Annotated in this window: 22 protein-coding genes; 17 read left to right on the top strand and 5 right to left on the bottom strand. The window is 64.5% G+C overall.

The window, feature by feature from the left end:
- Window positions 1–43 precede the first annotated feature (43 nt).
- From CUJ91_RS09175 to CUJ91_RS09160, 4 genes are all read left to right on the top strand, one after another.
- A complete protein-coding gene (locus CUJ91_RS09175; protein WP_114156707.1) occupies window positions 44–1,117 on the top strand; it encodes an ABC transporter permease in 1,074 nt (357 codons plus the stop codon).
- Window positions 1,118–1,247: 130 nt separating this feature from the next.
- Window positions 1,248–2,252 carry an autoinducer 2 ABC transporter substrate-binding protein gene (locus tag CUJ91_RS09170; RefSeq protein WP_006052803.1) on the top strand — a complete coding sequence of 335 codons (1,005 nt, stop codon included), beginning with the start codon at window positions 1,248–1,250 and terminating at the stop codon, window positions 2,250–2,252.
- A gap of 60 nt (window positions 2,253–2,312) precedes the next feature.
- Window positions 2,313–3,860: a sugar ABC transporter ATP-binding protein gene (locus tag CUJ91_RS09165; RefSeq protein ID WP_006052802.1), complete on the top strand. Its 1,548-nt coding sequence runs from the start codon at window positions 2,313–2,315 to the stop codon at window positions 3,858–3,860.
- A gap of 15 nt (window positions 3,861–3,875) precedes the next feature.
- Window positions 3,876–4,970 (top strand): ABC transporter permease, encoded by a 1,095-nt coding sequence (locus CUJ91_RS09160; protein ID WP_029968518.1) that lies wholly within the window; start codon window positions 3,876–3,878, stop codon window positions 4,968–4,970.
- Between the two features lie 78 nt (window positions 4,971–5,048).
- Here CUJ91_RS09160 and CUJ91_RS09155 read toward each other — a convergent pair whose 3' ends face one another.
- Window positions 5,049–5,774, bottom strand: a complete 726-nt coding sequence (locus CUJ91_RS09155; protein WP_029968517.1) for a DeoR/GlpR family DNA-binding transcription regulator — start codon at window positions 5,772–5,774, stop codon at window positions 5,049–5,051.
- Between the two features lie 250 nt (window positions 5,775–6,024).
- Here CUJ91_RS09155 and CUJ91_RS09150 point away from each other — a divergent pair, with 250 nt between their 5' ends.
- The 4 genes from CUJ91_RS09150 to CUJ91_RS09135 all read left to right on the top strand — a co-directional run bounded on the left by CUJ91_RS09150 (window position 6,025) and on the right by CUJ91_RS09135 (window position 9,749).
- Entirely contained in the window at window positions 6,025–6,276 is a 252-nt protein-coding gene (locus CUJ91_RS09150) for a DUF2934 domain-containing protein (RefSeq protein WP_006052799.1), read from the top strand.
- Window positions 6,273–6,605: a hypothetical protein gene (locus tag CUJ91_RS09145; protein ID WP_244230928.1), complete on the top strand. Its 333-nt coding sequence runs from the start codon at window positions 6,273–6,275 to the stop codon at window positions 6,603–6,605. Before CUJ91_RS09150 ends, CUJ91_RS09145 begins: the two co-directional genes overlap by 4 nt.
- A gap of 223 nt (window positions 6,606–6,828) precedes the next feature.
- On the top strand, window positions 6,829–7,884 hold the full coding sequence (locus CUJ91_RS09140) for a glycosyltransferase family 4 protein (protein ID WP_006052797.1): 1,056 nt from the start codon (window positions 6,829–6,831) through the stop codon (window positions 7,882–7,884).
- 38 nt (window positions 7,885–7,922) lie between these two features.
- Window positions 7,923–9,749: an HAD hydrolase family protein gene (locus tag CUJ91_RS09135; RefSeq protein ID WP_114156148.1), complete on the top strand. Its 1,827-nt coding sequence runs from the start codon at window positions 7,923–7,925 to the stop codon at window positions 9,747–9,749.
- Between the two features lie 47 nt (window positions 9,750–9,796).
- Here the strand turns inward: CUJ91_RS09135 and CUJ91_RS09130 are convergent, their stop codons facing one another.
- From CUJ91_RS09130 to CUJ91_RS09115, 4 genes are all read right to left on the bottom strand, one after another.
- On the bottom strand, window positions 9,797–12,763 hold the full coding sequence (locus CUJ91_RS09130) for an ATP-binding protein (protein WP_114156147.1): 2,967 nt from the start codon (window positions 12,761–12,763) through the stop codon (window positions 9,797–9,799).
- Between the two features lie 181 nt (window positions 12,764–12,944).
- A complete protein-coding gene (locus tag CUJ91_RS09125; protein WP_114156146.1) occupies window positions 12,945–13,910 on the bottom strand; it encodes a helix-turn-helix transcriptional regulator in 966 nt (321 codons plus the stop codon).
- A gap of 429 nt (window positions 13,911–14,339) precedes the next feature.
- A complete protein-coding gene (locus tag CUJ91_RS09120; protein ID WP_029968505.1) occupies window positions 14,340–15,161 on the bottom strand; it encodes an alpha/beta fold hydrolase in 822 nt (273 codons plus the stop codon).
- A 333-nt stretch (window positions 15,162–15,494) separates the two neighbouring features.
- Window positions 15,495–16,013, bottom strand: coding sequence for a Dps family protein (locus CUJ91_RS09115; protein ID WP_006049061.1), 519 nt, complete (start codon window positions 16,011–16,013; stop codon window positions 15,495–15,497).
- 295 nt (window positions 16,014–16,308) lie between these two features.
- On the opposite strand from CUJ91_RS09115, the gene CUJ91_RS09110 reads away from it, so the two are divergent.
- The 9 genes from CUJ91_RS09110 (at window position 16,309) to CUJ91_RS09070 (ending at window position 26,941) form a co-directional block, all read left to right on the top strand.
- Window positions 16,309–18,180 (top strand): amidohydrolase, encoded by a 1,872-nt coding sequence (locus CUJ91_RS09110; RefSeq protein ID WP_006049060.1) that lies wholly within the window; start codon window positions 16,309–16,311, stop codon window positions 18,178–18,180.
- A 72-nt stretch (window positions 18,181–18,252) separates the two neighbouring features.
- Complete coding sequence (locus CUJ91_RS09105) at window positions 18,253–19,722, top strand: mechanosensitive ion channel family protein (RefSeq protein WP_114156145.1); 1,470 nt, start codon at window positions 18,253–18,255, stop codon at window positions 19,720–19,722.
- 211 nt (window positions 19,723–19,933) lie between these two features.
- The gene (locus CUJ91_RS09100) at window positions 19,934–20,575 is read left to right on the top strand and encodes a phosphohydrolase (protein ID WP_114156144.1); all 642 of its coding nucleotides are present in this window, start codon (window positions 19,934–19,936) and stop codon (window positions 20,573–20,575) included.
- Window positions 20,576–20,599: 24 nt separating this feature from the next.
- Window positions 20,600–20,851, top strand: a complete 252-nt coding sequence (locus CUJ91_RS09095) for a DUF1427 family protein (RefSeq protein WP_006049057.1) — start codon at window positions 20,600–20,602, stop codon at window positions 20,849–20,851.
- 71 nt (window positions 20,852–20,922) lie between these two features.
- Complete coding sequence (locus CUJ91_RS09090; protein WP_114156706.1) at window positions 20,923–21,891, top strand: VOC family protein; 969 nt, start codon at window positions 20,923–20,925, stop codon at window positions 21,889–21,891.
- Window positions 21,881–23,497 (top strand): alginate export family protein, encoded by a 1,617-nt coding sequence (locus CUJ91_RS09085; RefSeq protein WP_244230927.1) that lies wholly within the window; start codon window positions 21,881–21,883, stop codon window positions 23,495–23,497. The genes CUJ91_RS09090 and CUJ91_RS09085 overlap by 11 nt, the downstream gene beginning before the upstream one ends.
- A gap of 52 nt (window positions 23,498–23,549) precedes the next feature.
- A complete protein-coding gene (locus tag CUJ91_RS09080; RefSeq protein ID WP_006049053.1) occupies window positions 23,550–25,277 on the top strand; it encodes an FAD-dependent oxidoreductase in 1,728 nt (575 codons plus the stop codon).
- A gap of 11 nt (window positions 25,278–25,288) precedes the next feature.
- Window positions 25,289–26,302: an MBL fold metallo-hydrolase gene (locus tag CUJ91_RS09075; RefSeq protein ID WP_114156143.1), complete on the top strand. Its 1,014-nt coding sequence runs from the start codon at window positions 25,289–25,291 to the stop codon at window positions 26,300–26,302.
- Between the two features lie 99 nt (window positions 26,303–26,401).
- Window positions 26,402–26,941, top strand: a complete 540-nt coding sequence (locus CUJ91_RS09070) for a DUF3331 domain-containing protein (RefSeq protein ID WP_029968496.1) — start codon at window positions 26,402–26,404, stop codon at window positions 26,939–26,941.
- The last annotated feature ends 57 nt before the right edge of the window (window positions 26,942–26,998 follow it).

The raw sequence follows: 26,998 nt of genomic DNA, 5'->3' as shown, positions 1-26,998 counted from the left end.
CGTGCAGTAACGTGCAGTGCAGTGTCAGGAGATCATGAGCGCCATGAAGTCTTCGTTTGCTGCGGGAAAACTGTTTGCCGACCGGCAACTCAACTTCCTTCTGATCGTCAACGTGCTCGTCGTGCTGGTCGCGACGTGGCTCTCGCGCGGCCAGTTCGTCGACATCGACAATCTTCAGTCGATGGGCGGCCAGTTGCCCGAACTCGGTCTGCTCGCGCTCGGCATCATGCTGTCGATGGTGTCGGGCAACGGCGGCATCGACCTGTCCGGTGTCGGCCTCGCGAACCTCTCGGGCATGGTCGCGGCGATCGTGGTGCCGCGCTTCGTCAATGGCGACGATTCGCCGATGCTTTACACGTCGCTCTTTTGCGCGATCGTGCTCATCATGGGTCTGCTCGGCGGCCTGCTCAACGGCGTCGTGATCGCGCGCCTCAGACTCACGCCGATTCTCTGCACGCTCGGCACGCAGTTGCTGTTCACCGGCTTTGCGGTCGTGATCAGCAACGGCGCATCGGTGCACGTCGACTATGTCGAGCCGCTGTCGGACATCGGCAACGGCACCGTGTTGCAGGTGCCGATTGCGTTCTGCATCTTCATCGCCGCGGTGATCGTGCTGGGATGGCTGCTCAGGCGCAGTCCGTTCGGCCTGCGTCTCTATCTGATGGGCACGAATCCGAAAGCCGCGTTTTACGCGGGCATTCCGCGCGCGCGCATGCTCATCACGACCTATGCGATGTGCGGCGTGCTCGCGTCGCTTACCGGACTGATCAGCGCGACGCATACGTCCAGCGCGAAATGGGATTACGGCAACTCGTATCTCTTGATCGCGATCCTCATTGCGGTGATGGGCGGCGTGAATCCCGCAGGCGGTTATGGGCGCATCGTCTGCGTGTTTTTTGCGGCAACAGTGCTGCAGTTTCTGTCGAGCCTCTTTAATCTGCTCGGCGTCTCGCAGTTTTTCGGCGACTGCGCGTGGGGCTTTTTGCTGCTGCTCTCGCTGGCCTTTGCGGGCGGCGAACGCGTGCGCGCAATCTTCGGCTTCGGCGGCGGCGCTGCGCATCCGGCAACGGAACCGGCAGCGGCTCGCGCCGACGGCGGCACGCCGCCAAAGCGCTAGCGCATAGCGAAGTATCGGTAAAAGCAAACGCAACGCAACGCAACGGATGAAGGCGAACAGGGTGCCCTCCCTGTTCGCGACGGCTGACACGGCCAGCACGGGCGACATCGAACGATAAAGGAGACATTGCATGAAACTGACTCGACTGGGTGCCGCGCTCGCAGCAGGCGCAGTGGCGGTGGGCGCGATCGCCGCGGCGCAGGCCGCCACCAACGAAACCATTGTCACGGTCGTCAAGGTGACGGGCATCAACTGGTTCAACCGGATGGACGACGGCGTCAAGGAATTCGCGAAGGAAAACACCGGCATCACCGCGTACCAGACGGGCCCGGGCCGCGCGGACGCGGCGCAGCAACTGAAGATCATCGAAGATCTGATCGCGAAGAAAGTCACCGCGATTGCAGTCGTGCCCTACGATCCGCCGACACTCGAACCGGCGCTGAAGAAGGCGATGGATCGCGGCATCAAGGTCGTCACGCATGAAGCGGACAACGCAAAGAACACGATGGTCGACATCGAGGCGTTCGACAACACGGCCTACGGTGCGGGTCTGAACGAACGGCTCGCGTCGTGCATGCATAACGAAGGCAAGTGGGCGGTGCTGGTCGGCTCGCTCGGCAGCCGTTCGCAGGTGCAATGGGCCGACGGCGGCATTGGGAACGCCAAGGCCAAGTACGCGAAAATGAATCTCGTCGAGCCGAAGCTCGAAACCAATAACGACGGCGAGCGCGCGTACGAAGTCGCAAAAGAAGTGCTGCGCAAGCATCCGGATCTGAAGGGCTTCCAGGGTTCGTCGTCGCTGGATGTGATCGGCATCGGCCGCGCCGTCGAGGAAGCCGGCATGCAGGGCAAGATCTGCGTATACGGCACGGGTCTGCCGACCGAGGCGGGCAAGTTCCTCGAGAGCGGCGCGATCAACGGCATCGCGTTCTGGGACCCGAAACTCGCGGGCATCGCGATGAACAAGGTCGCGAAGATGCTGGTGGACGGCAAGACCGTCGAGAACGGCGCGGACCTCGGCATTCCGGGCTACACGAAGGTGACGGTCGCGAAAGGGCCGGGCAAGGGCATCATCGTGCGCGGCCAGGGCTGGGTGAACGTCGACAAGTCGAACTACAAGCAGTATCCGTTCTGATTCCGTTGTTCACTTCGGGGCGCGTCCGGTGGGCGCGCCCCGGCATCGCGACCGCTCATCATGAATCGACAAGACGTCTCTTCCGCCCAGTCTTCGCAACCCTTTCTGCAAGTGGTCGGCGTGCATAAACGCTTTACCGGCGTACATGCGTTGCGCGGCGTGAGCCTCGCGTTCGAACGCGGGCAGATCTATCACCTGCTCGGCGAAAACGGCTGCGGCAAGAGCACGCTGATCAAGATCATTTCCGGCGCGCAGCCGCCGGACGAAGGCCAACTCGTGATCGAGGGCGTGCCGCATGCGCGGCTCTCCGCGCTCGAGGCGCTCGCGGCCGGCATCGAAACCGTGTATCAGGATTTGTCGCTGCTGCCGAACATGAGCGTCGCCGAAAACGTTGCGCTCACATCGGAACTCGCGACGCATGCAGGACGGCTCGCGCGCACCTTCGATCGCCGCGTGCTCGCCGCCACGGCCGCGCGCGCGCTCGAAGCGGTGGGCCTGCCCGGCAACGCGGATTTCCAGGCAACGCTCGTCGAGCAACTGCCGCTCGCCACGCGGCAGCTCGTCGCGATTGCGCGGGCCATTGCGAGCGAGGCGAAGTTCGTCATCATGGACGAGCCCACCACGTCGCTCACGCAAAAGGAAGTCGACAATCTGATCGCGGTGCTCGCGAATCTGCGCGCGCAAGGCGTGACGGTGCTGTTCGTGAGCCACAAGCTCGACGAGTGCTATGCGATCGGCGGCGAAGTGATCGTGCTGCGCGACGGGCAAAAGATGGCGCAAGGACCGATCGCGCAGTTCACCAAGGCGCAGATCAGCGAACTGATGACGGGCCGCCATCTGTCGAACGAGCGGTATCGCGAAAGCGCGCACGCGGACGACGTCGTGCTCGACGTGCGCGGCTTCACGCGCGCCGGTCAGTTCAGCGACGTCACGTTCAGGCTGCACGGCGGCGAGATTCTCGGCGTCACCGGACTGCTCGATTCGGGGCGCAACGAACTCGCGCGCGCGTTGGCGGGCGTCGCGCCGGCGCAAGCGGGCGAGGCGCGGCTCGACGGCAAGCCGATTGCGCTGCGCACGCCGTCGGACGCGAAACGCCACCGCATTGGCTACGTGCCGGAAGACCGGCTGAACGAAGGGCTCTTTCTCGACAAGCCGATTCGCGACAACGTGATCACCGCGATGATTTCGAGCCTGCGCGACCGCTTCGGCCAGATCGACCGCGCGCGTGCGCAGGCGCTTGCCGAGCAGACCGTGAAGGATTTGCAGATCGCGACGCCCGGCGTCGACAAGCCCGTGCAATCGCTTTCCGGCGGCAACCAGCAGCGCGTGCTGATCGGCCGCTGGCTGGCCATCGACCCGCGCGTGTTGATTCTGCACGGCCCGACGGTGGGCGTCGACGTGGGCTCAAAGGACATCATCTACCGGATCATGCAGCGGCTCTCGCAGCGCGGCATCGGCATCATTCTGATCAGCGACGACCTGCCCGAGCTTCTACAGAACTGCGACCGCATCCTGATGATGAAGAAGGGACGCGTGGCCGCCGAATATCAGGCCGACGCATTGAGCGAGGCCGATCTGTATCACGCGCTGCTTTCCGAAGCGGCCTAGAGGACGTCAACCGCCATGAACTCGCGCATCCAGCCGCGCATCGACTTGCCCACCGACTCGTCCACCGAATCGCCCATGAAGCAGACCATGACCACTCTGAATGTCGTCGAAGTCGCGCCGAGCGTCGAACCGGGAGGCTTGCGCATGCGGCTCGCGCGCAACCCCGAGTGGTTCACGGTCGCGCTGATCGTGGTCACGTGCCTGATCGTCGGCGCCATCAACCCGCGCTTCTTTCAGTTGGCGACGCTGTTCGATCTGCTGCATTCGGCGACGACCATGTCGCTGTTCGCGCTCGGCACGCTCGTCGTGCTCGCGTCGGGCGGCATCGACGTGTCGTTCACCGCGATTGCCGCGCTGACCATGTACGGCATCACCAAGGCCGTATTCGCGTTCTGGCCGGACGCGCCGTTCGCGCTGATTCTCGTAGCGGGTGCAGTGGGCGGCGTCGTGCTCGGCGTCGTCAACGGCTTGCTCGTGCATCGGCTGAAAGCGCCGTCGCTGATCGTCACGATCGGCACGCAATACCTGTATCGCGGCTTGCTGCTGACGTTTATCGGCACGACGTTCTTCATGAACATTCCGCACAGCATGGATCGCTTCGGCCGCATTCCGCTGTTTTTCTATCACACCGCGGACGGCTTGCGCGCGGTGCTGCCGGTCTCGGTGCTGGCGCTCGTCGCCGCCGCGTTCGTCACCTGGTGGCTGCTCAATCGAACGATGATGGGCCGCGGCGTCTACGCGATGGGCGGCTCGCTTGCGATTGCCGAGCGGCTCGGCTACAACCTGCGCGCGATCCATCTGTTCGTGTTCGGCTATACGGGCATGCTTGCCGGCATCGCGGGCATTCTGCATGTGTCGAACAACCGCCTCGCGAATCCGTTCGATCTGGTCGGCTCGGAACTCGACGTGATCGCCGCGGTGATTCTCGGCGGCGCGCGCATTACGGGCGGCACGGGCACGGTGGTGGGAACGCTGCTCGGCGTGGTGCTGGTTACGCTGATCAAGAGCGTGCTGATTCTTGTCGGCGTGCCGACTACCTGGCAGAAGGTGATTATCGGCGCGTTCATTCTGCTCGCCGGCACGCTGTTCGCGCTGCAACGCAAGCGCTGAAAACGCGCCGCGCGGGGTTGCGTTCGTGTGAGCGGAAGGCGCGTCGCGATGCGCGCCTGCCGCTTCACGCTAAACATATTACGCGCGCTTGCGCGGCGCCTGGCCCTCTTCGGTGATGATCGAATCGAAGTCTTCGATCTGTGAAAAGCGCACGGCTTTCACGACGCCGAACTTGCTTCTGTCCACGACCAGATGCCGCTCGACGGCGCTCGCCATCGCGGCCTGCTTCACTGCGACTTCGTGGAAATTCCAGCAGGTCACGCCGCGCGCGGTGTCCACGCCGCCCGCCGAGATAAACGCCTTGTTGATGCCCATGCGGCGCAGCATCTCGAGACTTTCCTCGCCCGCGAACGAATCCGACGAAGGCACATAGACGCCGCCGAGCAGAATCATGCGCACGTTCGGCTTGCGCCGCAAAATCTCGGCGACGTTCAGCGAATAGCAGACCACGGTCACATGGCGCTCCGGCGGAACGAGGCGCGCGAGTGCAGCGAGCGTCGTGCCGCAATCGATGAAAAGCGTTTCGTTGTCGCCGATCAATCCCGCCGCGATCGACGACGCGTCGGCCTTGGCCTGCGCGAAGTGATCCTTTTCCTGCTCCAGCGAATAGCCGGCGTTATTCGGCACGTCCGTCGCGCTGACGATATAGCCGCCGAGATACGTGAAGCGATCCGAATTCGCGGCAATGTCGCGGCGCACCGTCATTTCCGATACGCCGAGCAGCGCCGCGGCATCGCGCAGGCGCATCACGCTTTGCCGTGTCAGCGCGTCGGCCAGAGCGCGAAGGCGATCGGGTTTGAGCATGGAGGTCCTGGCGCGTGGAGAGAATGTGAATGTCGTTAGATTTCAATCATGCTTGCTGAAACGATTATAACGACAGGCTCATCGTGAGGCGAGCGGAAAGCCAACGCAGTCGCGCAAAAGCGCTTGCTTCGAGACTTCACATGCAGCGTGCGCACAGCGCGCATGGGAACGCGCTTTGCTCACCTCACCGGCGCAGCGGCCCGCATCGCGTGCGCTGTTTTCGACTGACGACAAACGTTTGGAGATTGCCATGGACGGCCTGCCGGGCGAACCCACCGTAGAGGACCGAATCCGCAAGCGCGCGTATGAGCTATGGCAGAGCGACGGCTCGCCGGAAGGAAGCGCCGACGATTACTGGACACGCGCTCAGGCGCAGATCGAAGCCGAAGGCGATACGGGCAACGCCGAGCCGCCGGTTGCCGTCGACCAGTCGAGCAAGGGGCGACGCGCGGACGAAGCCGTCGGCGAAGACAGCGAACCGCGAGCCGATAACGGTTCGTGAGGGCACCTGGCAACACAACTGAGCGACACAACCACGACACGCGGGAGAACATCATCGATTTCGAATACGGAGGGTGCATCGTTCATCTGACGGCAGGCGTCGACGGCGGCGCGATCGTTGCACATGCGAGGATCGAGGTCACGCCAGGCAGCGTGAGTTCGGGCGACGATACGCACGACATGGAGTTTCACCGCGATTTCGTCGATGAACACGAGGCGCTCGAATTCGCGCGCGAACGCGCGACGGCCTGGATCGACGAGCACGTCGAACGGGCAAACGGAGCGGAGCCCGCGGCGTCCGCCGATGGCTATAGCGGCCCGATCAGCTAGCGGCGCATGCAGTCCGCTCAGGTTCAGAATGACCACGCGACTGACCATGCGAATGACCACGCGACTGACCATTGCGACTGACCATTGCCGCGCGTACCGCTTAATTTCATCGCCGGCCTGTACATTTTTCCATCGGCGAAAAGTACTGCGGCTCGCGCGTGACGGCGCCGGGCATGCACCATGCGGCGGCTTCCGAACATAGGTTCGTCGAATGGAGCAGGGCATGCGTATCGCGCAGGTTTCGCCGTTGTATGAGAGGGTGCCGCCCGTGGCCTATGGCGGCGTCGAAAGAGTGGTGGCGTGGCTCGTGGACGGTCTCGTCGCGCGAGGCCACGACGTGACGCTCTTTGCAAGCGGCGACTCGCGCACGCGCGCGCGACTCGTCTCGGGCAGCGACTGCGCGGTTCGTCTGATCGAAGATACCGCCGACCCGCAGGCCTTCCATTTCGCGATGCTCGAGGACGTGGTGCGACGCGCGGACGAATTCGACATCGTGCATTTTCATACCGATTACGCGAGCTTTCCATTCGCCCGGCGTTTGAACTGCGCGTCGCTGACGACCTTGCACTGGCGGCTCGACGTGCCTGGCTTGAGCACGCTTTACCGGCAGTTCGCCGACATGCCGGTGGTCTCGATCTCCGCCGCGCAACGCGCGCCGTTGCCGTGGCTCAACTGGCGCGCCACCGTGCATCACGGCTTGCCCGTCGACCTGCTGCGCTTTCATGAAGAGCCGGGCGACTACGTCGCGTTTCTCGGCCGCATCGCGCCCACCAAGCGGCCCGACCGCGCGATCGAAATTGCGCGGCGCGCGGGCTGGCCGATCCGCATCGCCGCAAAAATCGACAACGGCGATCGTGCGTATTTTGAGCAGGAAATCGCGGAGCTGTTCGAGCTGCCGCATGTCGAGTATTGCGGCGAAGTCGGCGATTCCGACAAGAACGATTTCCTCGGACGCGCGCGTGCGTTGCTGTTTCCGATCGACTGGCCGGAGCCCTTCGGCCTCGTGATGATCGAAGCGCTCGCGTGCGGCACGCCGGTGATCGCCTTCGATCATGGCGCGGCGCATGAAATCGTCGAACACGGCGTGACCGGCTTTCTCGTTCACTCCGTCGACGAAGCGGTCGACGCGCTCGCGAAGATCGACACCATCAGCCGCGCCGCATGCCGCGCGGCCTTCGAGCGCCGCTTCACCGTCGAGCGAATGGTCGATCGGTACGTCCGCATTTACGAAGCGATGCTGCGCGACGCGTGCGACGCGCAACCGCTCGAGGCCGGCTGAAACAAGGCTGAACAACACGCGATCACGGAGCACTTTCCATGCGATTTTTTGCCATTGCGACCGACTACGACAACACCCTTGCATCCGACGGACGCGTTGCCGACGCGACGTGGGCCGCGCTCGAACGCCTGCGCGCGTCGGGCCGCCAGGCGATCCTCGTGAGCGGCCGCGAGATGGACGATCTGCTCGCGATCTGTCCGCGGCTCGATCTGTTTTCGCGAGTCGTCGCGGAAAACGGCGGCGTGCTGTACACGCCGTCGACGGGCGCGCGGCGCCTGCTCGCTCCACCGCCGCCGCCGGCTTTCGTCGACGAATTGCGAAGCCGCGGCCTGCGCCATTTCAGCGTGAGCGAAACGCTCGTCGCGATGATGAAGCCCGCGGAACAGATCGCGCTCGCGGCGATTCGCGATCTCGGCCTCGGCTTGCAGATCATCTTCAACGGCGACGCGGTGATGATCGTGTCGCCGGGCATATCGAAAGCAACCGGCTTGCATGAGGCGCTCGACGAACTCGCGTTGTCGGCCTTCAACGTCGCGGGCGTCGGCGACGCGGAAAACGATCACGCGCTGCTCGACGCATGCGGTTTCTCGGTGGCGGTGGCGAATGCGCTGCCGGCGTTGAAGCAGCACGCCGACATGGTCACGAGCCAGGCGGCTGGCGCGGGCGTCGCGGAACTGGTCGACGCGATCGTAAAGGACGACCTGCGCGAACGCGCGTGCGCCGCGCCGAAGAGCCGCGTGCTGATCGGACATGCACGCGATGCACGCGATGCACACGACACGCGCGAACCCGCGGACCGTTACTGCCCGGCGCACGGCACGGTCGCGCTGCTCGCCGGCGAATCGGGATGCGGCAAGTCGACCGCGTGCGCGGGTCTGCTCGAACGCCTCGCGGGCATGCATCAGCAGTTGTGCATCATCGATCCGGAAGGCGACTATCAGAACGACGAGGATACGATCGTGATCGGCGACGCGCACACCGCGCCGGTCATCGATGAAGTCGTGCAGTTGCTGTTGCGGCCTCCGCGTCCGGCGGTGGCGGTCAATCTGCTGCGTGTGCCGTTGCCCGAGCGGCCCGCGTTCTGCGCGTCGCTGCTGCTCGAAGTGCAGCAGTTGCGTCTGCGAACCGGACGGCCGCACTGGCTCGTATTCGACGAGGCGCATCATCTGTTTCCGGCCGGCTGGGCCGGCGCGAACCAGGCGATTCCGCAGGCGCTCGAGACCGCGCTCGCGATCACCGTTTCTCCGCAGCAACTGGACGGCGCGTTCCTGCGTCAGGTGAACCTGATACTCGCAATGGGTCCGAGCGCCGGCAAAGCGGTGCAGGAACTCGCGAATGCCACCGGCCGCCCCGTGCCGCAGCTTCAGGAAACGCAGCTCGAAACAGGGCAGGCGTTGTTATGGCGGCTCGATGAGCCCGAGCCCGAAGGCGTGATCCGGCTCGAGCCGGGCAGCAAGCATCGCCTCAGGCATCGGCGCAAATACGCGGAAGGGCTGCTGATTCCCGAGCGCAGTTTCTATTTCCGCGGGCCGCAGAACGCATTGAACCTGCGCGCGCATAACCTCGTGCTGTTCGTCGAAATCGCCGAGGGCGTCGATGCGGGCACCTGGCAGTATCATCGCGAGCGCGGCGATTATTCGCGCTGGTTCGAAAAGGAAATCGGCGATCCGGATCTCGCGGCGCAAGCGCGGCAGATCGAGCAGGACGCTTCGCTAGATGCAGCCGCGAGCCTCGCGCGCATCAAGGCCGCCGTGCAGGAGCGTTATACGCAGCCGGAGAATCCGTCGATGCCGGCGGTGCTGACGGCGAAGAATGCGGACGTGGCGACGGCAGATGGCGAAGACGCGGATGGAAAAAAAGAATAGTTCGGATGGCGTAATAAATCCGCGCTCGGGGCTTGCGCGACGCCAATCTAATCGACGCGCGCGAGGCTCGCGTTCGGTTTGCGCGCGGCTTTGCGACGATCATCCAGCGGTGCCGGACTTGTCAGCATCGGCGACGCAGTGCTCACCGTGCGTTCCGCTCCACCCATCGTGCTGAGCGTGTCGAACAGCGCACGCACATCGGCGGCATTCGACGGCGCATCGAAACACAGCGCGAGGCGCTCGAGCATGTGCAGCGCTTGCGAATCGCGCTCCGCGTCGTGAGATTCTTCACGCCACAGCGCGGCCAGCGACAGCGACGCGCGCAGCTCCCACATTGTCGCGCCTTGCCTGCGGGCCATTTGTATGGCCGTGGTGAAATGCGCTTCGGCGTCGGCGGATCGGCGTCGTGCGCGCGCGGCGATACCGAGCACGCGCCACAGTTCAGGGACGAACATCATCTCGCCGTTGTTCTCGCAGAACTGCAACGTGTCGTTGAGCCGGCGTACCGCTTCGTCGATTCGTCCTGCTGCAACCAGCGCCTCCGCATAGGCCGCGATGAACAGCGTGATGAGCCGGCGAAAGCCGCGCGCGATCAGCGCGTCGAGCGAACGCTCCAGCAATGCGACGCCTCGTTGCAGTTGACCGTCGAGAATGTCGCGATGCGCGGACAAACAGTTGCAGTAGTCGCGCCACACGTCGAGCCCATGCAGCGCCACTTGCGAGCGCATGATGTCCAGATACACGGCGGCGCGGCCGAGGTCGCCGCACATCAGCGAGAGCGGCGCGGCCGAAGCGCCGAGCGTGTGCGTGAGCGACGGCTCCATGATGTCAGGCCGCACGAGACCGACGAGCGTGTCGACGAGCCGCATCGCCTCGCCGCAATGTCCCTCGAGCCATGCAATGCGCGCGAGCGTGCCATTGCAGTAGACGAGTGGATCGACGGCAATCGTGTTGTCGCGCTGTCCGCTGTATTCGAGCTCGGCGAAGCGGTTTCTCGTGCGAAGCAGTTCGGCCTTGGCCTCCGCATGGCGGCCGAGGCAATGCTGCGAAATGGCGGCGATCTGATCGGCTAACGTTTCCTGCCAGGCGTTCTCGCGTTGCTGCGCGAGCTGCCGCAAGCGCACCGCGAATTCCGCCGATGCGTGGATGTTGCCGCTTGAAATCATCGTGGTCCACAGGCCCCACAGCGCGCGTGCGTGGTACGCGTCGTCGGCGCGTTCCGTTGCGAGCGCATAGACCTTGCGCCACAATTGCTCGGCTTTCGAGACCGAGCCGCGCACATGCGGCAACGCCGAGGCCAACGCCGCGCGCACGCGCATTTCGTCGCGCGCATCGATGCTTGCGGCGGGCAGCGCGTCGAGCGTGTCGACGGCGCGCGTCGCGCGTTCGCAGCATTCCGCGATCATGCCGCCGTCGAGCAGCGCAGCCGACAGCGTCGATGCCAACTCGACGCCGAGTTGCACGTCGCCGTCGGGCGAGAACGCCCAGTCGTACGCATGGCGCGCGTCGTCGAGCGTGTGTTTGAGTGCGGCGGCGAGTGCGGCGGCGCTGTCCGCGTTGCCGCGCACGGTTTGCGCGGTGTGCGTGATGAAGCACTGCGACAGATAGCGCGCGTGGCGCACCGCGAGTTCCTGGCGCTCGCCTTCGGCTTGCAGCTTGTCGAGCGCGTATGCGCGGGTCGATTCCGACAACCGGTAGCGCGCGACCGGCCCGTCGAACTCCACATTCACGAGCGACTTCGCGAGCAGTTCGCTGATCGCGATGATCGCATCGGCGACCGTCAGCGACGCATCGCATGCGACCGCGCACATCGCTTCGAAGCTGAACACGCCGCCGAACACGGCGCTTCGCCTGAACAGTGCCTGCGACTTCGCGTCGAGCAGCGCGAAGCTCCAGTCGAAGGTCGCGCGCAAGGTCTGGTGACGCGGCAACGCAGTGCGATAGCCGCCCGCGAGTATCGCGAGGCGATCGTCGAGCCGTTGATACACGCCGACCACGCCGAGCGTCACGACGCGCGCGGCCGCCAGTTCGAGCGCGAGCGGAATGCCGTCGAGCCGCCGGCAGATTTCGCCGACGAGCCGCAGTTCGGCGCTGTCCGTGGCCACCTCGCGCTGCATCGAGTTGGCGCGCAGCAGAAACAGATTGACGGCGGAGCGCCGCAGGATGTCTGCATCGGCGCTGCCGGGCTGCGGCACGTCGAGCGGCTCGACGCGAAACACCGCTTCCGCCATGATCCGCAGCGGCTCGCGGCTCGTTACGAGCATGCGCAGATCCGCGTTGACGGCGGCCAATACTTCGACGGCTTCGGCGACGTGCTCGATCACGTGCTCCGCATTGTCAAGCACGAGCAGACGGCGTCCGTCCAGCGCCGACGCGATTTGCGCGAGGCCCGGCGTGGCGTGTTCGACCGGCAGTCCGCAAGCTTGCGCGATGGCGGCGAGCACTTCGTCGCGTGTGCCGAGCGTCGCGAGTTCGACCAACCAGACGGGCTCCGTGAAGGGCTCAGTGACATCTGCCGCGGCCTGGCGCGCGGCTTCGACGGCGAGACTCGTCTTGCCGATGCCGCCCGCGCCGACGAGCGTCAGCACGCGCGTGTGGGCCAGCATCGAGCGGATCTGGATGACGTCCGCTTCGCGCCCGACCAGTTGCATGCGTAACGGCGGAAGCGGGCGTCCGACCGGCGCGCATTGTGCCTCTGGCGAAAGCGCCGCGATGCTCGCCGCACGGTGCCGCTGCACGAGCTGATAGCCGCGGCCAGGCACGGTCAGGATCAGGTCGCGGTCGGCGCCGAGTATCTTGCGCAACGCGGACAGATGAACCTGGATATTGTTTTCCTCGACGATGGTGTTCGGCCACACGGCGTCCATCAGCTCGTCCTTGGTGACGAGGCGGCCGCCGGCCTTGACGACCATCGCGAGAATGTCGAAGGCGCGCGAGCCGAGCGGCACACGTTCGCTGTCACACCATAAGGTGCGCAGTTCCAGATCGATTTGAAAGCGGCCTAGTTCAATCATGTCGTTTTCAATTTCCGGACAACGGGCTGAGGGAAAAACGTGCAGGCGGTAGGGCAGAAATTACCGCGTCCGCGCCTCGGCGTCTTGTCGGTTAGTGCGATGCTTTGTAGGAAAGTCTCGCGATGGCGAGCGCAGGCGGCCGTCATGCCGGCGGGGCGTTGCGTGCGGCGCCTGACGCGCCTTAACGCCCAGCCTGCCGACGCCAATGTCCAGGGGGCGTGCCGACCAGTTGCGAGAATGTGCGCGTGAAATGGCTCTGATCCGAAAACCCACAAGCCATGGCGATGTCGGACAGCGAACGGTCCGATCGTTTCAGAAGTTCGCGCGCCTGGTCGACGCGCCGCTCGAGCAGCCATTGATGCGGCGTGCGCTGCGTGGTCTCGCGAAACGCGCGAATAAAATAACTGCGCGACAGATTGCACGCGCCCGCGATCTCTTCAATAGAAACATTGCCCTGCGATCTGGCGAGCAGCATCTCCTTCGCGCGCGCTTCCTGCAAGGGTGAAAGACGGCGGCTCGCCTGACCCGTTCCACGCGCGGGCTCGCCATATCGATCGAGCAGATGCGTGCCGATGGTCACGCCGAGTTGTTCGACGAAAAGCGGGCTCGCGTTGTTCTGTGCGTCGAGTGTGAGCGCGAGCACCTGGGCGAGATGGCCGAGCACCGGGTCCTTGTGTCCCGCGACGGTCGCGATGCGTGCGAGGCCGCGGCCGCGTTCATGGCAGGTGTCGCTGACGAACGCGCGCGACAGTTCGATCAGCACGAAGTCGAAGCCGCCCAGCAGTTCGGCGCGATAGTCGTCGGCGAGATCGCGCACGTACACCGAGTCGCGCTCGAACTCATGCGTGGTCCATCGATGCTGCGAGCGGATGCGCCGCCGATGTCCCGTTCTCAGCGATACGCCGATCAGAAAGCCGCGGCCCGAGCCGTCCATGACGACCGGGTTCGTGTCGCTGCCGAGCGTGCATTTGCGATAGAACCTGAACTCGCCGGTATCGAGTTCGCGGTCATGCTGCAAGCGGCTCGACAGACAGCCGAGCGAATCCTCGCGAGCCGCGGTGGCAGACCCTGTGGAAGAAACGGTGGAAGAAGCGGTGGAAGAAGCCCCAGTGGAAGAAGCGGCGGATGCAAGCCTATCGTTGAGCATGGTCGTTACCCCTGTTCGTCGCAGCGCCCGACTGCATGCCGTTAATTTACTCGGAAATAATTAAATGTAAGTGAATTGTCATTATGCCGGGTTTTCCGGCGAATTGGGGATGGCGGCTCATTCGCCATATGCACAAACAATAGGCAAAAAGCGCGATAAGAAACGCGATAAGAAGGGCGAGAGCCGCGCCGGGACTGGCTTTGCGCGCAGGAGCGGGATGGCGGACGCCCGGCGGCAATTGATTTTGTGATTTCTTTAGACGTATTGCCGCAATCGAGCGCGTGTCAAAATTCAGCGCCGACAACAGTCATGTATTTGAAGTGCATCTATTAATCGGCAACGCGCGCTTTGCAGCCACGAAGAAGGCGCGGCGCCGCTGCAATCGCGGCGCCGCGCCTCAGCCATTAACGGCATTAACAGCTAACAGCATCAGCTCTGCAGGAACTCCAGCAGATCGGCATTCACCTTATCCGCGTGCGTCGAGCACATGCCATGCGGCGCGCCGGCATACACCTTCAGCGTCGCGTTCTTGACCAGCTTGGCCGACAGTCGCGCCGCGCCGTCGATCGGCACGATCTGGTCGTCGTCGCCGTGAAGGATCAGCGTGGGCATGTCCATCTTCTTCAGGTCCGGTGTGTAGTCGACCTCGGAGAACTGCTTGATGCATTCATACTGGCCTTTGATCGAGCCGAGCATGCCTTCGCGCCAGAACTCGTCGATCAGGCCTTGCGACACTTTCGCGTTCGGCCGGTTGAAACCATAGAAGGGCACCGCGAGGTCCTTGTAGAACTGCGAGCGGTTCGCCGCCACGTTCGCGCGAATGCCGTCGAACACGGACATCGGCAGGCCGTTCGGATGCGCTTCGGTCTTGACCATGATCGGCGGCACTGCGCCGATCAGCACGGCCTTCGCGACGCGCGCGCTGCCGTGGCGGCCGATATAGTGAGCGATTTCGCCGCCGCCCGTCGAATGGCCGACGAGCGTCGCTTCCTTCAGATCGAGCGCGTCGATCACCGCCGCCAGATCGTCCGCGTAGGTGTCCATGTCGTTGCCGTGCGACGGCTGGTCCGAACGGCCGTGGCCGCGGCGGTCATGAGCGATCACGCGATAACCCTTCTGCACGAGGAACAGCATCTGCGGGTCCCAGGCGTCCGCGTCGAGCGGCCAGCCGTGCGAGAACACGACGGGCTTACCGGTGCCCCAGTCCTTGAAAAAAATCCGCGTGCCGTCTTTCGTCGTGACCGTGTTCATGCTGTGTCGCTCTCCGTGATGTGAGTGAGATGAGTTGCCCGCATGGCTCGCGCCGCCGGCCGATGCCGCGGCCATCGCGGCGCCGGGCGCGGCAAACGCGGCAACGGCCGCGCTTGCGCCCGCTGCGAGCAACTGGCGGCGATTGGCCGATGGAACTGCGGATGAGTTAGCCAAATTATTCTCCGTACCTGTGACGTTGTTGTGTGCCGCTTTCAATGCTACGGGCGCGCATAGTCGCCGTACTTCAGATTGCTTAATTGTTGTTAACCTCGTGTTGTTAACCTCGTGTTGTTAACCTCGTGTCGTTAAGCCCGTGTCGCCCGCCGCGCCTCATCACGCATGCCGTCCCGACTCGAACAGGAACCACACGCGCTGTTCGGCTTCGTCGATCCAGTTTTCGAGCAGGCTTGCCGTCGCGACATCGCCATACTCGTCGCACAGCGAATGCGTTTCGCGCATATAGCCGGCAAGCGCCAGGTTGTCCTCGCGCAACTCGGCGAGCATGTCGTCGGGCGTGACGAAGTCCGCGTCGTTATCGGCGATGCGCTGCAGCTTCGTGATGTGTCCCGCCGAGCGCAGCGTCTTTCCGCCGATCTTGCGCGCGCGCTCCGCGATCGGATCGGTGGTCGCGTAGATCTGGTCCGACTGCTCGTCGAGCAGCAGGTGATAGTCGCGGAAGTACGGGCCGGACATATGCCAGTGGAAGTTCTTCGTCTTCAGATAGAGCGCGAACACGTCGGCGAGCAGCGTGGTCAACGCGGCGGCGATGTCGCGCGTCGCGTCTTCGCTGAGGCGGGTCGGCGTCTTCAGCGGCGCCGCGCGATGCGCTGCGGCCTCTTTGATGTCTTTCATGGCGATTCCTTTTTAAAGGCCAGTGAGCAGTGGGTCGAACGTGTCGAAGCATTCGGTTTACCGCGCTGCCAGTGTAAAAACTCCGCCTGCAAAAAGTCCTGCAGAAAAGATGAAAAGTTCTGAGGCGCATCACCCTCTCGCCACGCCTCGCCGGACAGTTCTTTTAAGAACTATTAAGGGCTTGCACAAGGACCCGGCAAAACCCCGCCGATAGACTGCCTCCCAGTTCGACTCGCCATGAGTGCGAGCCCCGCACTCATCCCAGTCTGCCTGTCCTTTCCCACTGGAGCCCGTCATGTCCCAGGACCCGTCAACCGGATTCACCCCGGCCGAAGTCGTTTTCTTCAACGGCAAAATCGCGACGCAGGACGACAAGCGTTCGTTCGCGGATTCGCTTGCCGTCGCGAACGGCCGTGTGATCGCCGCAGGTTCGCGCGATGCCGTGATGCGTCACGTGAACGACGCCACCCGCCATGTCGATCTGAAAGGCCGCACGGTCATTCCGGGTCTCAACGATTCGCATCTGCACATCATTCGCGGCGGTCTGAACTTCAACATGGAGTTGCGTTGGGACGGCGTGCCGTCGCTCGCCGATGCACTCGACATGCTGCGCAAGCAGGTCGCGCGCACGCCGGCCCCGCAGTGGGTTCGCGTGGTCGGCGGCTGGAACGAATTCCAGTTCGCCGAGCGGCGCGGCCCGACGCTCGAGGAAATCAACGCGATCGCGCCGGATACGCCCGTGTTCATCCTGCATCTGTACGACAGCGCGCTGCTGAATGCGGCGGCGCTGCGCGCGGTCGGCTACACGAAGGACACGCCCAATCCGCCGGGCGGCGAGATTCAACGCGACAAGCGCGGCAATCCGACCGGCATGCTGATCGCACGGCCCAACGCCGGGCTGCTGTATGCGACGCTCGCGAAGGGTCCGAAGCTCGCGCTGGAAGACCAGCGCAATTCGACGCGCCACTTCATGCGCGAACTGAACCGCCTCGGCGTGACGAGCGCGATCGATGCGGGCGGCGGCTATCAGGCCTATCCCGACGACTACGCGGTCATCATGGAGATGGCCAGGCGCAATGAACTGACCGTGCGCATCGCCTACAACCTCTTCACGCAGAACGCGAAGAAAGAGATCGAGGACTTTGCGAAGTGGGTGAAGATGACGAAGCCCGGCGAAGGCGACGACTTCCTGCGCGTGAACGGCGCCGGCGAAATGCTGGTGTTTTCCGCAGCCGACTTCGAAGACTTCCTGGAGCCGCGGCCCGATTTGCCCGACACGCTCGAAGTCGAACTCGAGGCGGTGGTGAGACTGCTGGTCGCGAACCGCTGGCCGTTCCGTCTGCATGCCACGTATAACGAGTCGATCGAGCGCTTCCTGAATGTGTTCGAGCGCGTGAACGCCGACATTCCGTTTAACGGCCTGCGCTGGTTCTTCGATCATTGCGAAACGATCACGCAGAAGAACATCGAGCGGGTGCGCGCGCTCGGCGGCGGCATCGCCATTCAGCATCGGATGGCGTATCAGGGCGAGTACTTCATCCAGCAGTACGGCGAAGAAGCGGTCAAGCACACGCCGCCGATCCGCCAGATGCTCGACGCGGGTCTGCCGGTCGGTGCGGGCACGGACGCGACGCGCGTCGCCAGTTTCAATCCGTTCGTGTCGCTTTACTGGATGGTGTCGGGCAAGACGGTCGGCGGCACGGCGATGTATTCGAGCGCGAACAAGCTCGACCGCATGGAAGCACTGCGCCGCTACACGGTGGGCAGCGCGTGGTTCTCGAACGAAGACGACCGCAAGGGCGCGCTGATGCCGGGCCACTTCGCGGACTTCGCGGTGCTGAGCGACGACTACTTCAGCGTGGACGAAACCAGCATCAAGTACCTCGAATCAGTGATGACGGTCGTGGGCGGCAAGGTCGTCTATGCGGCCGACGAGTTCGCGCCGCTCGCACCGCCCGACCTGCCGGTGAGCCCGTCGTGGTCGCCGGTCGCTGAGTTCGGCGGCTACAGCCGTTATAAGCCGACCGCGGTGGCCTGTGTGGACGGCTGCGTGAATCTGTGCGGCGTGCACGCGCATGCGCACGGCTGGGCGTGGCGCAAGAACGTGCCGGTCAGCGATTCGAACGGCTTCTGGGGCGCGCTCGGCTGCAGTTGCTTCGCGTTCTGACGCGCGACACACGCACCAGGCACTTGATGTTGCGCCCGGCTCTTTAATACATCGTCGCAAGCGGGAACCCTCATGCCGACTCTGACCGATGGCGTGCTCTATGGGCTCGGCATTCTGGTTCTCGACTTCCTCGCGTGGCGCTTCATGGGCCGGCGCAGCGAGCAGGCGCGGCTCGCGTTGCGCGCGCTGATGTTCGGCCTGTCGAGCTACGTGCTGTTTAGCCACGGGATGAATCCGCTGCGTGAGGCGCCGTGGTCCGCGGAACCGGTGCGCCATCTGCTCGCGCAGATTCTCGAGGTCGTCTGGTGGCTGCAAGGCGCGCGGCTTGTCACCGTCGTGCTCGACCGGATGGTGTTGCCCGACACCTGGCACAAGGAGCGTCTCTTTCAGGACGTGCTCGGCGCGCTGGTGTTTCTCGCGGCCGCGGTCGGCGCGATTGCGTTCGTGCTGCAACTGCCGGTGCGCGGGCTGCTCGCCACTTCGGGAGCGGTCGCGGTGGTGCTGGGTCTCGCGATCCAGAGCACGCTGAACGACGTGTTCTCCGGCATCGTGCTCAATGCGACGCAGCCGTTTCGCATCGGCGACTGGATCACCATCGGCGAAGTGGAAGGCCGGGTCGTGGAGAGCAACTGGCGCGCGACGAGCCTGCTCAACTCGCAGGGCAACATCGTCGTGATTCCGAATAGCGTGGCGGCACGCACGAACATCGTCAATGCAAATCAGCCGATGCACACGCACGGCGTGAGCGTGGTGCTGCCGGTCAAGCCGTCGGTTCGTCCCGCGACGGTATTGCAGGCGCTGATGCACGCCGCGGCGAGTTCGCCGGAAGTGCTCGCCGAGCCGAAGCCGCTGGTGAGCGTGAAGCGCGCGACCAACGACGCGATCGAGTACGAGATCGTTTGTTATGTCGACGCGTGGACCAAGAAGATCGGCGTGCGCAACGATCTTTACGACCTCGCGCACCGGCATCTGCTATCGCGCGGTGTGGTGTTGCGGCCGTTGTCGGTGGCCGAACCCATAGGCGAGCCCGCCGACGAAAAGCAGCGACTGCTGCGCAACGTGCTGATCTTCCAGACGCTCGACGACGGTGAAATCGCCGAGCTTGCCGCGCAATTGACGCCGCACGAGTTCGACGCCGGCGACACCATCTACAGCGCCGCCGACGAGGGCGGCCACGAGCTGCATATTCTCGCGCGCGGCGTCGCGAAAGCGGTCGTGACGAAAGAGGGCGTCGAGGTCGAGTTGCGCAGGCTCGCGCCAGGCGACTCGGTCGGCCAGTCCGGAATACTCGCCGGTGTCAGAACCGGCGTGATCGTGCGCGCACTGACGCGGGCCACGGTGTTCCGGCTCGACAAGGACGCGCTGACACCGATCCTCGCGCGGCGGCCGGACGTGGCGCGCGAAATGTGCCGGCTGCTTTCCGTCCATCACGAAAGCGAAAAGATGCTGCTCGCGCCGTCCGCGAATGCCGATGCGGGCAGCGGCGGTTTGCTGCAATGGATTCGCGACGGCGTGCGGCGTTTTCACGAACTCGCGCTGTGAGCGCGGGTGTGCGTGTGAACGTGCGCTTGCGCTTATTTCCGCTTCAGGCTTTTTAAGTTTGCGCCAAGGCTTTTATCGGCGGCAATCGTTACGCTGTTCAAGGCTCGGTCGATGGCCTGCCGATGGCAGCCTTTCGCGTGTTCGCAGGAATCGCGCGAGGACTACGGCCCGATGAAGAGGCCCGCGCGATGCGCTACGTGGAGGAGATGAGATGAACAGGACCATAGCGGGCATCGCGATGCCGGACAGTGCGATGGCCCGCGGGGCAACCGAGCGGGTCCGCGCGACGGAATCGGCGCTGATGTTCCGTCACGCGCAGCGGGCGTTTTTATTCGGCGCGTTGACCGGCTATCGCGAGAACCTGGTGTTCGACATCGAACTGCTGTACGTGGGCGCGATGTTTCATAACGTGGGCCTGAATATCGTGCATCGCGGATCGTCGTGCCGCTACGAGGTCGATAGCGCGAACGCGGCGCGCGACTTCATGCGCGAGCACAAGGCCGCGGCGAGTGCGATCGACGAAGTCTGGCTGGCGGTCGCGCTGCATACGACGCCGGGCATTCCCGAGCATCTCGCGCCGCTCGCGGCGTTGCTTGCCGCGGGTGTGCAAATGGACGTGCGCGGCGCGTGCTACGACGAATTCGCCCCGCAGCAGCGCGACGAAATCGTCGAGGCGTGTCCGCGGGAAGCCGGCTTCAAGAAGCGGATTCTCGAGGAATACGCGCGCGGCATGGAGTTTCGTCCGCATACGACGTTCGGCACGGTGAACGCCGACGTACTGGACCGGTGGGACCCGAACTACCGGCGTCTGAATTTTTGCGGGCTGGTGCTCGGTTCGGAATGGCCGAACTGAGCATGGCCTCGATAGGAGGTTGATATGGGCTACATCATTTCATTGGGCGTCGGCTTCGGCGTCGGACTGCTCTACTGGCTGCTCAAGGTGCAGTCGCCGGCACCGCCGTTGATCGCGCTCGCCGGCCTGCTCGGCATGGTGCTCGGCGAACACGCGATCCCTGTCGTGAAGGGCCAACTCTTCACGCCGAGCGCGGCGGTCCAAAGCGCGCCGCCCGCAGCGGATGGCGCCGCGCAAAAACCGCTCGCGCCGGGCGCCGCGAAAGAGGGTGGTTGATTCCACGCCATCGCAGCGCATTCCTCCGCTCCATTGCACACGCATTTTTCCAACACGATCAGGTCATGCATATGTTCCATTCGCTCCAGCGTCTTCGTCCTCTCGCGGTGGTGTCCGCCGCGCTGCTCATCGGCCTGACCGGCCTCACGCCGTTCACGTCCGCTTTCGCCGATGCCGGTCCGCCCGAAGTCGCGAGCGCGAAGACCGCGCTTGCCGAGCGTCATCCCGATGTGTCGGTCGGTCCGCAATACGACACGACCCACGTGTATGTCGCTTCGGCGGATCTGGACGCGTTCGTCAACAGCTTCATCGCGACGTTCGGCGGCAAGGCGTCGCCGCGCGCGGTCTTCACCGTCACGCCGACGCCGAGCCGCACCGCTTCGCAATATGTGCAGACGCCGGTGGGCATGCTCTCGGTGTTCGGCTTCGAAACGCCGGTGCCGTATCCGTTCGGCAATGAGCGCACCGGCTACCTCGTTACCAATATCGATCAGGCCGTGAAGGCCGCGCGCGCGGCGGGCGCGGACGTGCTCGTCGACAGCTTCGACGATCCGATCGGCAAGGACGCGATCATCCAGTGGCCGGGCGGTCTGACGATGCAGCTCTACTGGCACACCAAGGCGCCCAACTATGCGCCGCTGCAAAGCGTGCCGGATAACCGCGTGTACGTGTCGCGCTACGAGGCCGACAACTTCGTGCGCCGCTGGGTGCACTTTTCGCACGGCAAGGTGCTGTCCGACAATCCGCGTGCCGATGGCGGCGTGATCGGCCGTCCGGGCGAAACGATCCGCGAGATTCGCATCGCTTCGGGCTTTGGCCGCATGGTCGTGTTCGTCACCGACGGCAAGCTGCCGTTCCCGTTTGGCCGCGACACCACTGGCTATGCCGTCGACGATGTCGCGCAGACGCTGCAACGCGCGCAAGCGGCCGGCGCGAAGGTGCTGTATGCGCCGTATGCGTCCAATGGCAGCGCGGCGGGCAAGACCGCGATGCTCGAATTCCCGGGCGGATATATCGCCGAAGTACACGATGGCCGCTAAAGCGACCGCGATGCAGATGACGCAGACGATGCACGCAACGTCGGCGGCGGCGAATTCACGCAAGGTGGAGGCGACGGCGCGTGCTCGAACGGCGCGCCGTACCGCGCTGCGTGCGTGGCTTTTCGCCACGAGCGTGACGACGGGACTGGCAACGGGCCTGACTGCGGCTACGCCGGCTCTGGCCGCAGAGAGCGCGTCGGGCACCGCCGCGAATACGGCGAGCGCCACCAACACGGCGCTAGGCAGCGCCGACGACACAGCCCTCGTCAGCGCTCCCGCCACCAGCACGTCATGCGCGCGCCCAGCCGTGATGTTCAACCGCTGGCAGGAAAACTGGTCGGCGCTCGCGAATCCGTGCGTCCCGAAGCGTCCGTTCGATTCGCTGAAATACATCCCGCTGTTCGGCAATCCCGACGCGTACGTGTCGCTCGGCGTGGTGCTGCGCGAGCGGCTCGAAACCAACGACGCGCCGCTCTTCGGTCTCGGCTCGGGGCATGCCGACACGTATCTGCTGCAACGCCTCGAAGTGCATGCGGACGTGCGCCTCGGTCCCCACGTGCAAATCTTCACGCAACTCGAGGACGCGCATCCCTACGGCAAGAACACGGTCTCGCCCGTGGACAAGAATCCGCTCGACTTGCGTCAGGCGTTTGTCGCCATCGTGGAGCCGCTCGGGCCTGGCGTGATCAAGTTCCGCGTCGGCCGCCAGGAGATGGCGTTCGACTTGCAGCGCTTCATCTCCGTGCGCGACGGCCCGAACGTGCGCCAGGCGTATGACGCGATCTGGGCCGACTACGAGACCGGTCCGTGGCGCTGGATCGCCTACGCGACGCAGCCGGTCCAGTACCGCGACAACAGCGATTTCGACGATGTGTCGAACCGGCATCTCACGTTCAGCGGCGTGCGCGTGGAGCGCCAGGGCGTCGGTCCCGGCGACGTGTCCGCGTATTACTCGCGCTACAACCGCAGCAACGCGCGCTTTCTCGACGCGACCGGCGACGAGCATCGCGACGTGTTCGACGCGCGCTATGCGGGCAAGCTCGGTCACGTCGACTGGGACGTCGAGGGCATGTATCAGTCGGGGCATGTGGGCACGAAGACGATCGGCGCATGGGCGGTCGGCTCGCTCGCCGGCTACACGTTCGCGTCCGCGCCGTGGACGCCGCGCGTCGGCATCCAGGTCGATGCGGCATCGGGCGACAACCATCCGGGCGACGGCCGCGTCGGCACCTTCAATCCGCTGTTTCCGAACGGTTATTACTTCGCGCTCGCCGGCTACACCGGCTACGCGAACCTGATCCACGTGAAGCCCTCGCTCGTCGTCAAGCCGACCAGCAAGCTCTCGCTGCTCGCGGGCGTCGGTCTGCAATGGCGCGAGACGACCGCCGACGCGGTCTATCAGCAAGGCTCGGCGGTCGTGCCGGGCACGGCGGGACGCGGCAGCCGATGGACCGGTTTCTATACGCAACTGCGCGCCGACTGGGCCGTCACCGCGAATCTCGCGGCGGCGCTCGAAGCCGTGCATTTTCAGGTGGGACCGTCGCTGCGCGAACTCGGCGCGCGCAATGCCGACTATGTCGGCGCGGAGCTGAAGTTCGGCTGGTAGGTAAGAGAGAAGAAGAGAGCGGCAACGGGTCACGCATACAAAGGTCATCGCAATGAGCACTTCCGGTTTTTCGCTCGACGCCTCGCAACCGTCGGAGCTCGAGTTTCCTTATTCATCGCTCGAATACCGGCAACATCAAATGTTTCCGCGTCTGTCGGCGGCGGAGATTCAGAGCGTGCGGCGCTTTGCGCGGCCGATGAGCTTCAAGGCGGGCGAACTCATCTTCAAGACCGGCGAAGTCGCGCTCGGACTCTTCGTGCTGCTGCATGGACGCGTGCGGATTTTTTCGCGCGACAGCTTCGGCCGCTCGACGCTCGTCACCGAACACGACGACGGGCATTTCATGGCGGAGATGGCGCAACTGTCCGGCAAGCCGGCGCTGATCGACGGTCTCGCGCTGACGGACGCCGAGACGCTCGTGATCGAACCCGAGCGCCTGCGCGCGCTGATCGTCGCCGATGCGCAACTCGGCGAGCACATCATGCGTGCGCTGATCTTGCGGCGGCTCGGACTGATCGAGCAGGGCCTCGGGCCGATCATCGTCGGCAATGGCGACGATGCGCGGCTCGTCGGCCTGCAAGGCTTCCTGCGCCGCAATGCGTATCCGGCGACCGTGATCGACGCGCGCTCGGACCCGGAGGCGGTCGCGCTGCTCGGCGGCATGACGACCGGCCCCGGCGATTTTCCGCTGGTGTTCTGCCCGAACGGACATGTGCTGCGCGCGCCCGATGAAGCGCAACTCGCGTCGTGCCTCGGACTCGTGCCGACCTTCGAGCAGTCGCATCGCTACGACGTCGCGATTGTCGGCGCGGGTCCGGCCGGACTCGCCGCGTCGGTGTATGCGGCGACCGAGGGACTGTCCGTCGCCGTGTTCGATCAGCGTGCGCCTGGCGGCCAGGCGGGCGCGAGCTCGCGCATCGAAAACTATCTCGGCTTTCCCACCGGCATCTCGGGTCAGGCGCTCGCCGCGCGCGCATTCCAGCAGGCGCTCAAGTTCGGCGCGCATCTCGCGATTCCCGGCAAGGTCACGGAGGTGCGCCGCGATGACGGCATGTTCGCGCTGACGCTCGTCGACGGCCAGCGCATCAGTGCGCGCACGGTCGTGGTGGCGAGCGGCGCCGCGTATCGCAAGCCGACGGTGCCCGGCTTCGAGCGTTTCGAGGGACGCGGCACCTACTACTGGGCATCGACGATCGAAGCGAAGCTCGTCAAGGGGCAGGACATCGTGTTGATCGGCGGCGGCAATTCGGCGGGGCAGGCGGTGGTGTTTCTCGCCAACTTCGCGCGCAGCATCCGCATGCTGATTCGCGGCCGCGATCTCAACGCGAGCATGTCGAAGTATCTGATCGACCGGATCGGTTCGCTGCCCAACGTGTCGTTGTGCACAGGCTGCACGTTGAGCGAGCTCGAAGGCGACGAAGCGGGCCTCACTCAAGTGCGCGTGCGTCACGAAGCGAGCGGCGACGAAGAAGTCGTGGCCACGCGGCATCTGTTTCTCTTTATCGGCGCGGACCCGAAAACCGATTGGCTCACGGCGAGCGGCGTCGAACTCGACAATCGCGGCTTCGTCGTGACAGGAATCGCAAGAAGCGACGCGGGCGGCTCCGCGGCGGGCCTGCGCTATCCGCTCGAAACGAGCGTGCCGGGCATGTTCGCGGTCGGCGACGTGCGCTCGGATTCGGCGAAACGCGTGGCCGCGGCGGTCGGCGACGGCGCGGCGGTCGTCGCACAGATTCATGCGTATCTCAGCCAGCCGGCGAAAGTCGCGGCTCATTCCTGACGGAGCAGAAGATGAAGTCGTTTCAACGTAGCTGGACTTTGCATGCGGCCGCGCGTTGCATGATGATTTTGGGCATGGCCGCGGGCTTTTTAAGCAGTGCGGCGCTTGCGGCCGCGCCGCAAGTCAAGACACAAGGACCGGGCTTTTACCGGCTCATGCTCGGCAAGTTAGAAGTCACGGCGCTGCTCGACGGCACGCATCCGTTTCCCATCGACACTGTGATTGAAGACGTGTCGAAGGCCGAGATCGCGCGCGACCTCGAACGCGATTTTCTGAGCGCGCCGGTGCAAGGCTCGATCAACGCGTTTCTGATCAACACGGGCTCGAAGCTGATCCTGATCGACACCGGCGCGGGGGTGCTGTACGGCGATTGCTGCGGCAAGCTGCTCGCCAATCTGCGCGCGGCCGGGTATCGGCCCGAACAGATCGACGAAGTGTTGCTCACGCATCTGCACAAGGATCATGTCGGCGGGATCGTGATCAACAGTGCGAGCAGCGGCACGATGGCGTTTCCGAACGCGCTCGTGCGAGCAAGCCGGGCCGAAGCCGACTACTGGTTGAATCCGGCCAACAAAGCGAAAGCGCCGGCTTTTCTGAGCACCTTCTTCGACGCCGCGAGCGCAAGCGTCGCGCCGTATATCGCGGCGGGCCGCTTCAAACCGTTCGATGTCGACGTCGATAGCGATATCGAACTGGACGCAGGCATCCGCGCCATCGCGTTGCCTGGCCACACGCCTGGCCACACCGGTTATCTGATCGAGAGCGGCACGGAGCATCTGCTCGTGTGGGGCGACATCGTGCATGTGGCCGCGATCCAGTTGCAGAACCCGACAGCCTCGGTCGAATACGACACCGACGCCGCCGCTGCACAACGCTCGCGCCGCAGCGCGCTCGAACTCGCCGCGAATCGGCGCTACCTGATCGGCGCCGCGCATATCGCGTTTCCAGGCATCGGGCATATTCGAAAAAACGGCGGCACGTATGACTGGGTGCCGGTCAACTACGAGGCCGCGCCTGGCCACTGATGCGGCCACTGATGCGGCCACTGATGCAGCCGACCTTGCGAGGCGAGCCGCCTGCAACATGGACCACCGGCGCATAGTCAACACTCGAGGAGAATCGCGATGCACATCGAATCCCCCGCCAAGCAATGCACGAATGCAGCCAGGCACGAAGCGGGCGTGCATCGTGACGAATGCCGTGCAGCGCGCGACGAGCGCGAGCACGAACCTGAACATGAGCACGAATACGCGCGCGACGGCACCAGCGCGCCCATCTGGAATCACGTGATCGCACGGCTTCTCGCAGGCTATCGCGGCGACGCCGAAGGCGAGCCGTATCGCGTGCTGCCGCTCACGCGCGAGGCCGCCAACGGGCCGTCGCGGCATCGGCAGGTCGAGGTGATCGAGCGCCTGTCGGAGACGTCGATTGCGGTCCTCTGGCAGGACGCCACGCTGTGCCGTTATGCGGACCAGGTGTGGATCAGTTGCCGCGCGCGACTGAAGGGACGCTGCGCGCTGAGCGGCGCGACGATCCGCCGGAACGACATGATCTACAAGCCGAGAGTGCGCAGCGCGGTGCCGGTCAACGCCGCGGCGATGATTCTCGCGTCGGTGGTCGAGCTTCAGCATCCGCTCGTTCAGTACAAAAATTTTGAACGATAGGTTCAGTTTTTTCCGCGCATGCGTGATTACTGTTGGTCTAGACTTCGGGGACTCATC

Source organism: Paraburkholderia graminis (genome assembly GCF_003330785.1).
Taxonomy (GTDB): Bacteria; Pseudomonadota; Gammaproteobacteria; order Burkholderiales; family Burkholderiaceae; genus Paraburkholderia; species Paraburkholderia graminis.
The sequence above is the reverse complement of the archived record's forward strand: the minus strand, read 5'-3'. Positions and strand labels throughout refer to the sequence as shown.

Coding starts and splice junctions, on each gene's coding strand:
- CUJ91_RS09175 (WP_114156707.1), top strand. CDS start 44: ATGAAGTCTTCGTTTGCTGCGGGAAAACTGTTTGCCGACCGGCAACTC.
- CUJ91_RS09170 (WP_006052803.1), top strand. CDS start 1,248: ATGAAACTGACTCGACTGGGTGCCGCGCTCGCAGCAGGCGCAGTGGCG.
- CUJ91_RS09165 (WP_006052802.1), top strand. CDS start 2,313: ATGAATCGACAAGACGTCTCTTCCGCCCAGTCTTCGCAACCCTTTCTG.
- CUJ91_RS09160 (WP_029968518.1), top strand. CDS start 3,876: ATGAACTCGCGCATCCAGCCGCGCATCGACTTGCCCACCGACTCGTCC.
- CUJ91_RS09155 (WP_029968517.1), bottom strand. CDS start 5,774: ATGCTCAAACCCGATCGCCTTCGCGCTCTGGCCGACGCGCTGACACGG.
- CUJ91_RS09150 (WP_006052799.1), top strand. CDS start 6,025: ATGGACGGCCTGCCGGGCGAACCCACCGTAGAGGACCGAATCCGCAAG.
- CUJ91_RS09140 (WP_006052797.1), top strand. CDS start 6,829: ATGCGTATCGCGCAGGTTTCGCCGTTGTATGAGAGGGTGCCGCCCGTG.
- CUJ91_RS09135 (WP_114156148.1), top strand. CDS start 7,923: ATGCGATTTTTTGCCATTGCGACCGACTACGACAACACCCTTGCATCC.
- CUJ91_RS09130 (WP_114156147.1), bottom strand. CDS start 12,763: ATGATTGAACTAGGCCGCTTTCAAATCGATCTGGAACTGCGCACCTTA.
- CUJ91_RS09125 (WP_114156146.1), bottom strand. CDS start 13,910: ATGCTCAACGATAGGCTTGCATCCGCCGCTTCTTCCACTGGGGCTTCT.
- CUJ91_RS09120 (WP_029968505.1), bottom strand. CDS start 15,161: ATGAACACGGTCACGACGAAAGACGGCACGCGGATTTTTTTCAAGGAC.
- CUJ91_RS09115 (WP_006049061.1), bottom strand. CDS start 16,013: ATGAAAGACATCAAAGAGGCCGCAGCGCATCGCGCGGCGCCGCTGAAG.
- CUJ91_RS09110 (WP_006049060.1), top strand. CDS start 16,309: ATGTCCCAGGACCCGTCAACCGGATTCACCCCGGCCGAAGTCGTTTTC.
- CUJ91_RS09105 (WP_114156145.1), top strand. CDS start 18,253: ATGCCGACTCTGACCGATGGCGTGCTCTATGGGCTCGGCATTCTGGTT.
- CUJ91_RS09100 (WP_114156144.1), top strand. CDS start 19,934: ATGAACAGGACCATAGCGGGCATCGCGATGCCGGACAGTGCGATGGCC.
- CUJ91_RS09095 (WP_006049057.1), top strand. CDS start 20,600: ATGGGCTACATCATTTCATTGGGCGTCGGCTTCGGCGTCGGACTGCTC.
- CUJ91_RS09090 (WP_114156706.1), top strand. CDS start 20,923: ATGTTCCATTCGCTCCAGCGTCTTCGTCCTCTCGCGGTGGTGTCCGCC.
- CUJ91_RS09085 (WP_244230927.1), top strand. CDS start 21,881: ATGGCCGCTAAAGCGACCGCGATGCAGATGACGCAGACGATGCACGCA.
- CUJ91_RS09080 (WP_006049053.1), top strand. CDS start 23,550: ATGAGCACTTCCGGTTTTTCGCTCGACGCCTCGCAACCGTCGGAGCTC.
- CUJ91_RS09075 (WP_114156143.1), top strand. CDS start 25,289: ATGAAGTCGTTTCAACGTAGCTGGACTTTGCATGCGGCCGCGCGTTGC.
- CUJ91_RS09070 (WP_029968496.1), top strand. CDS start 26,402: ATGCACATCGAATCCCCCGCCAAGCAATGCACGAATGCAGCCAGGCAC.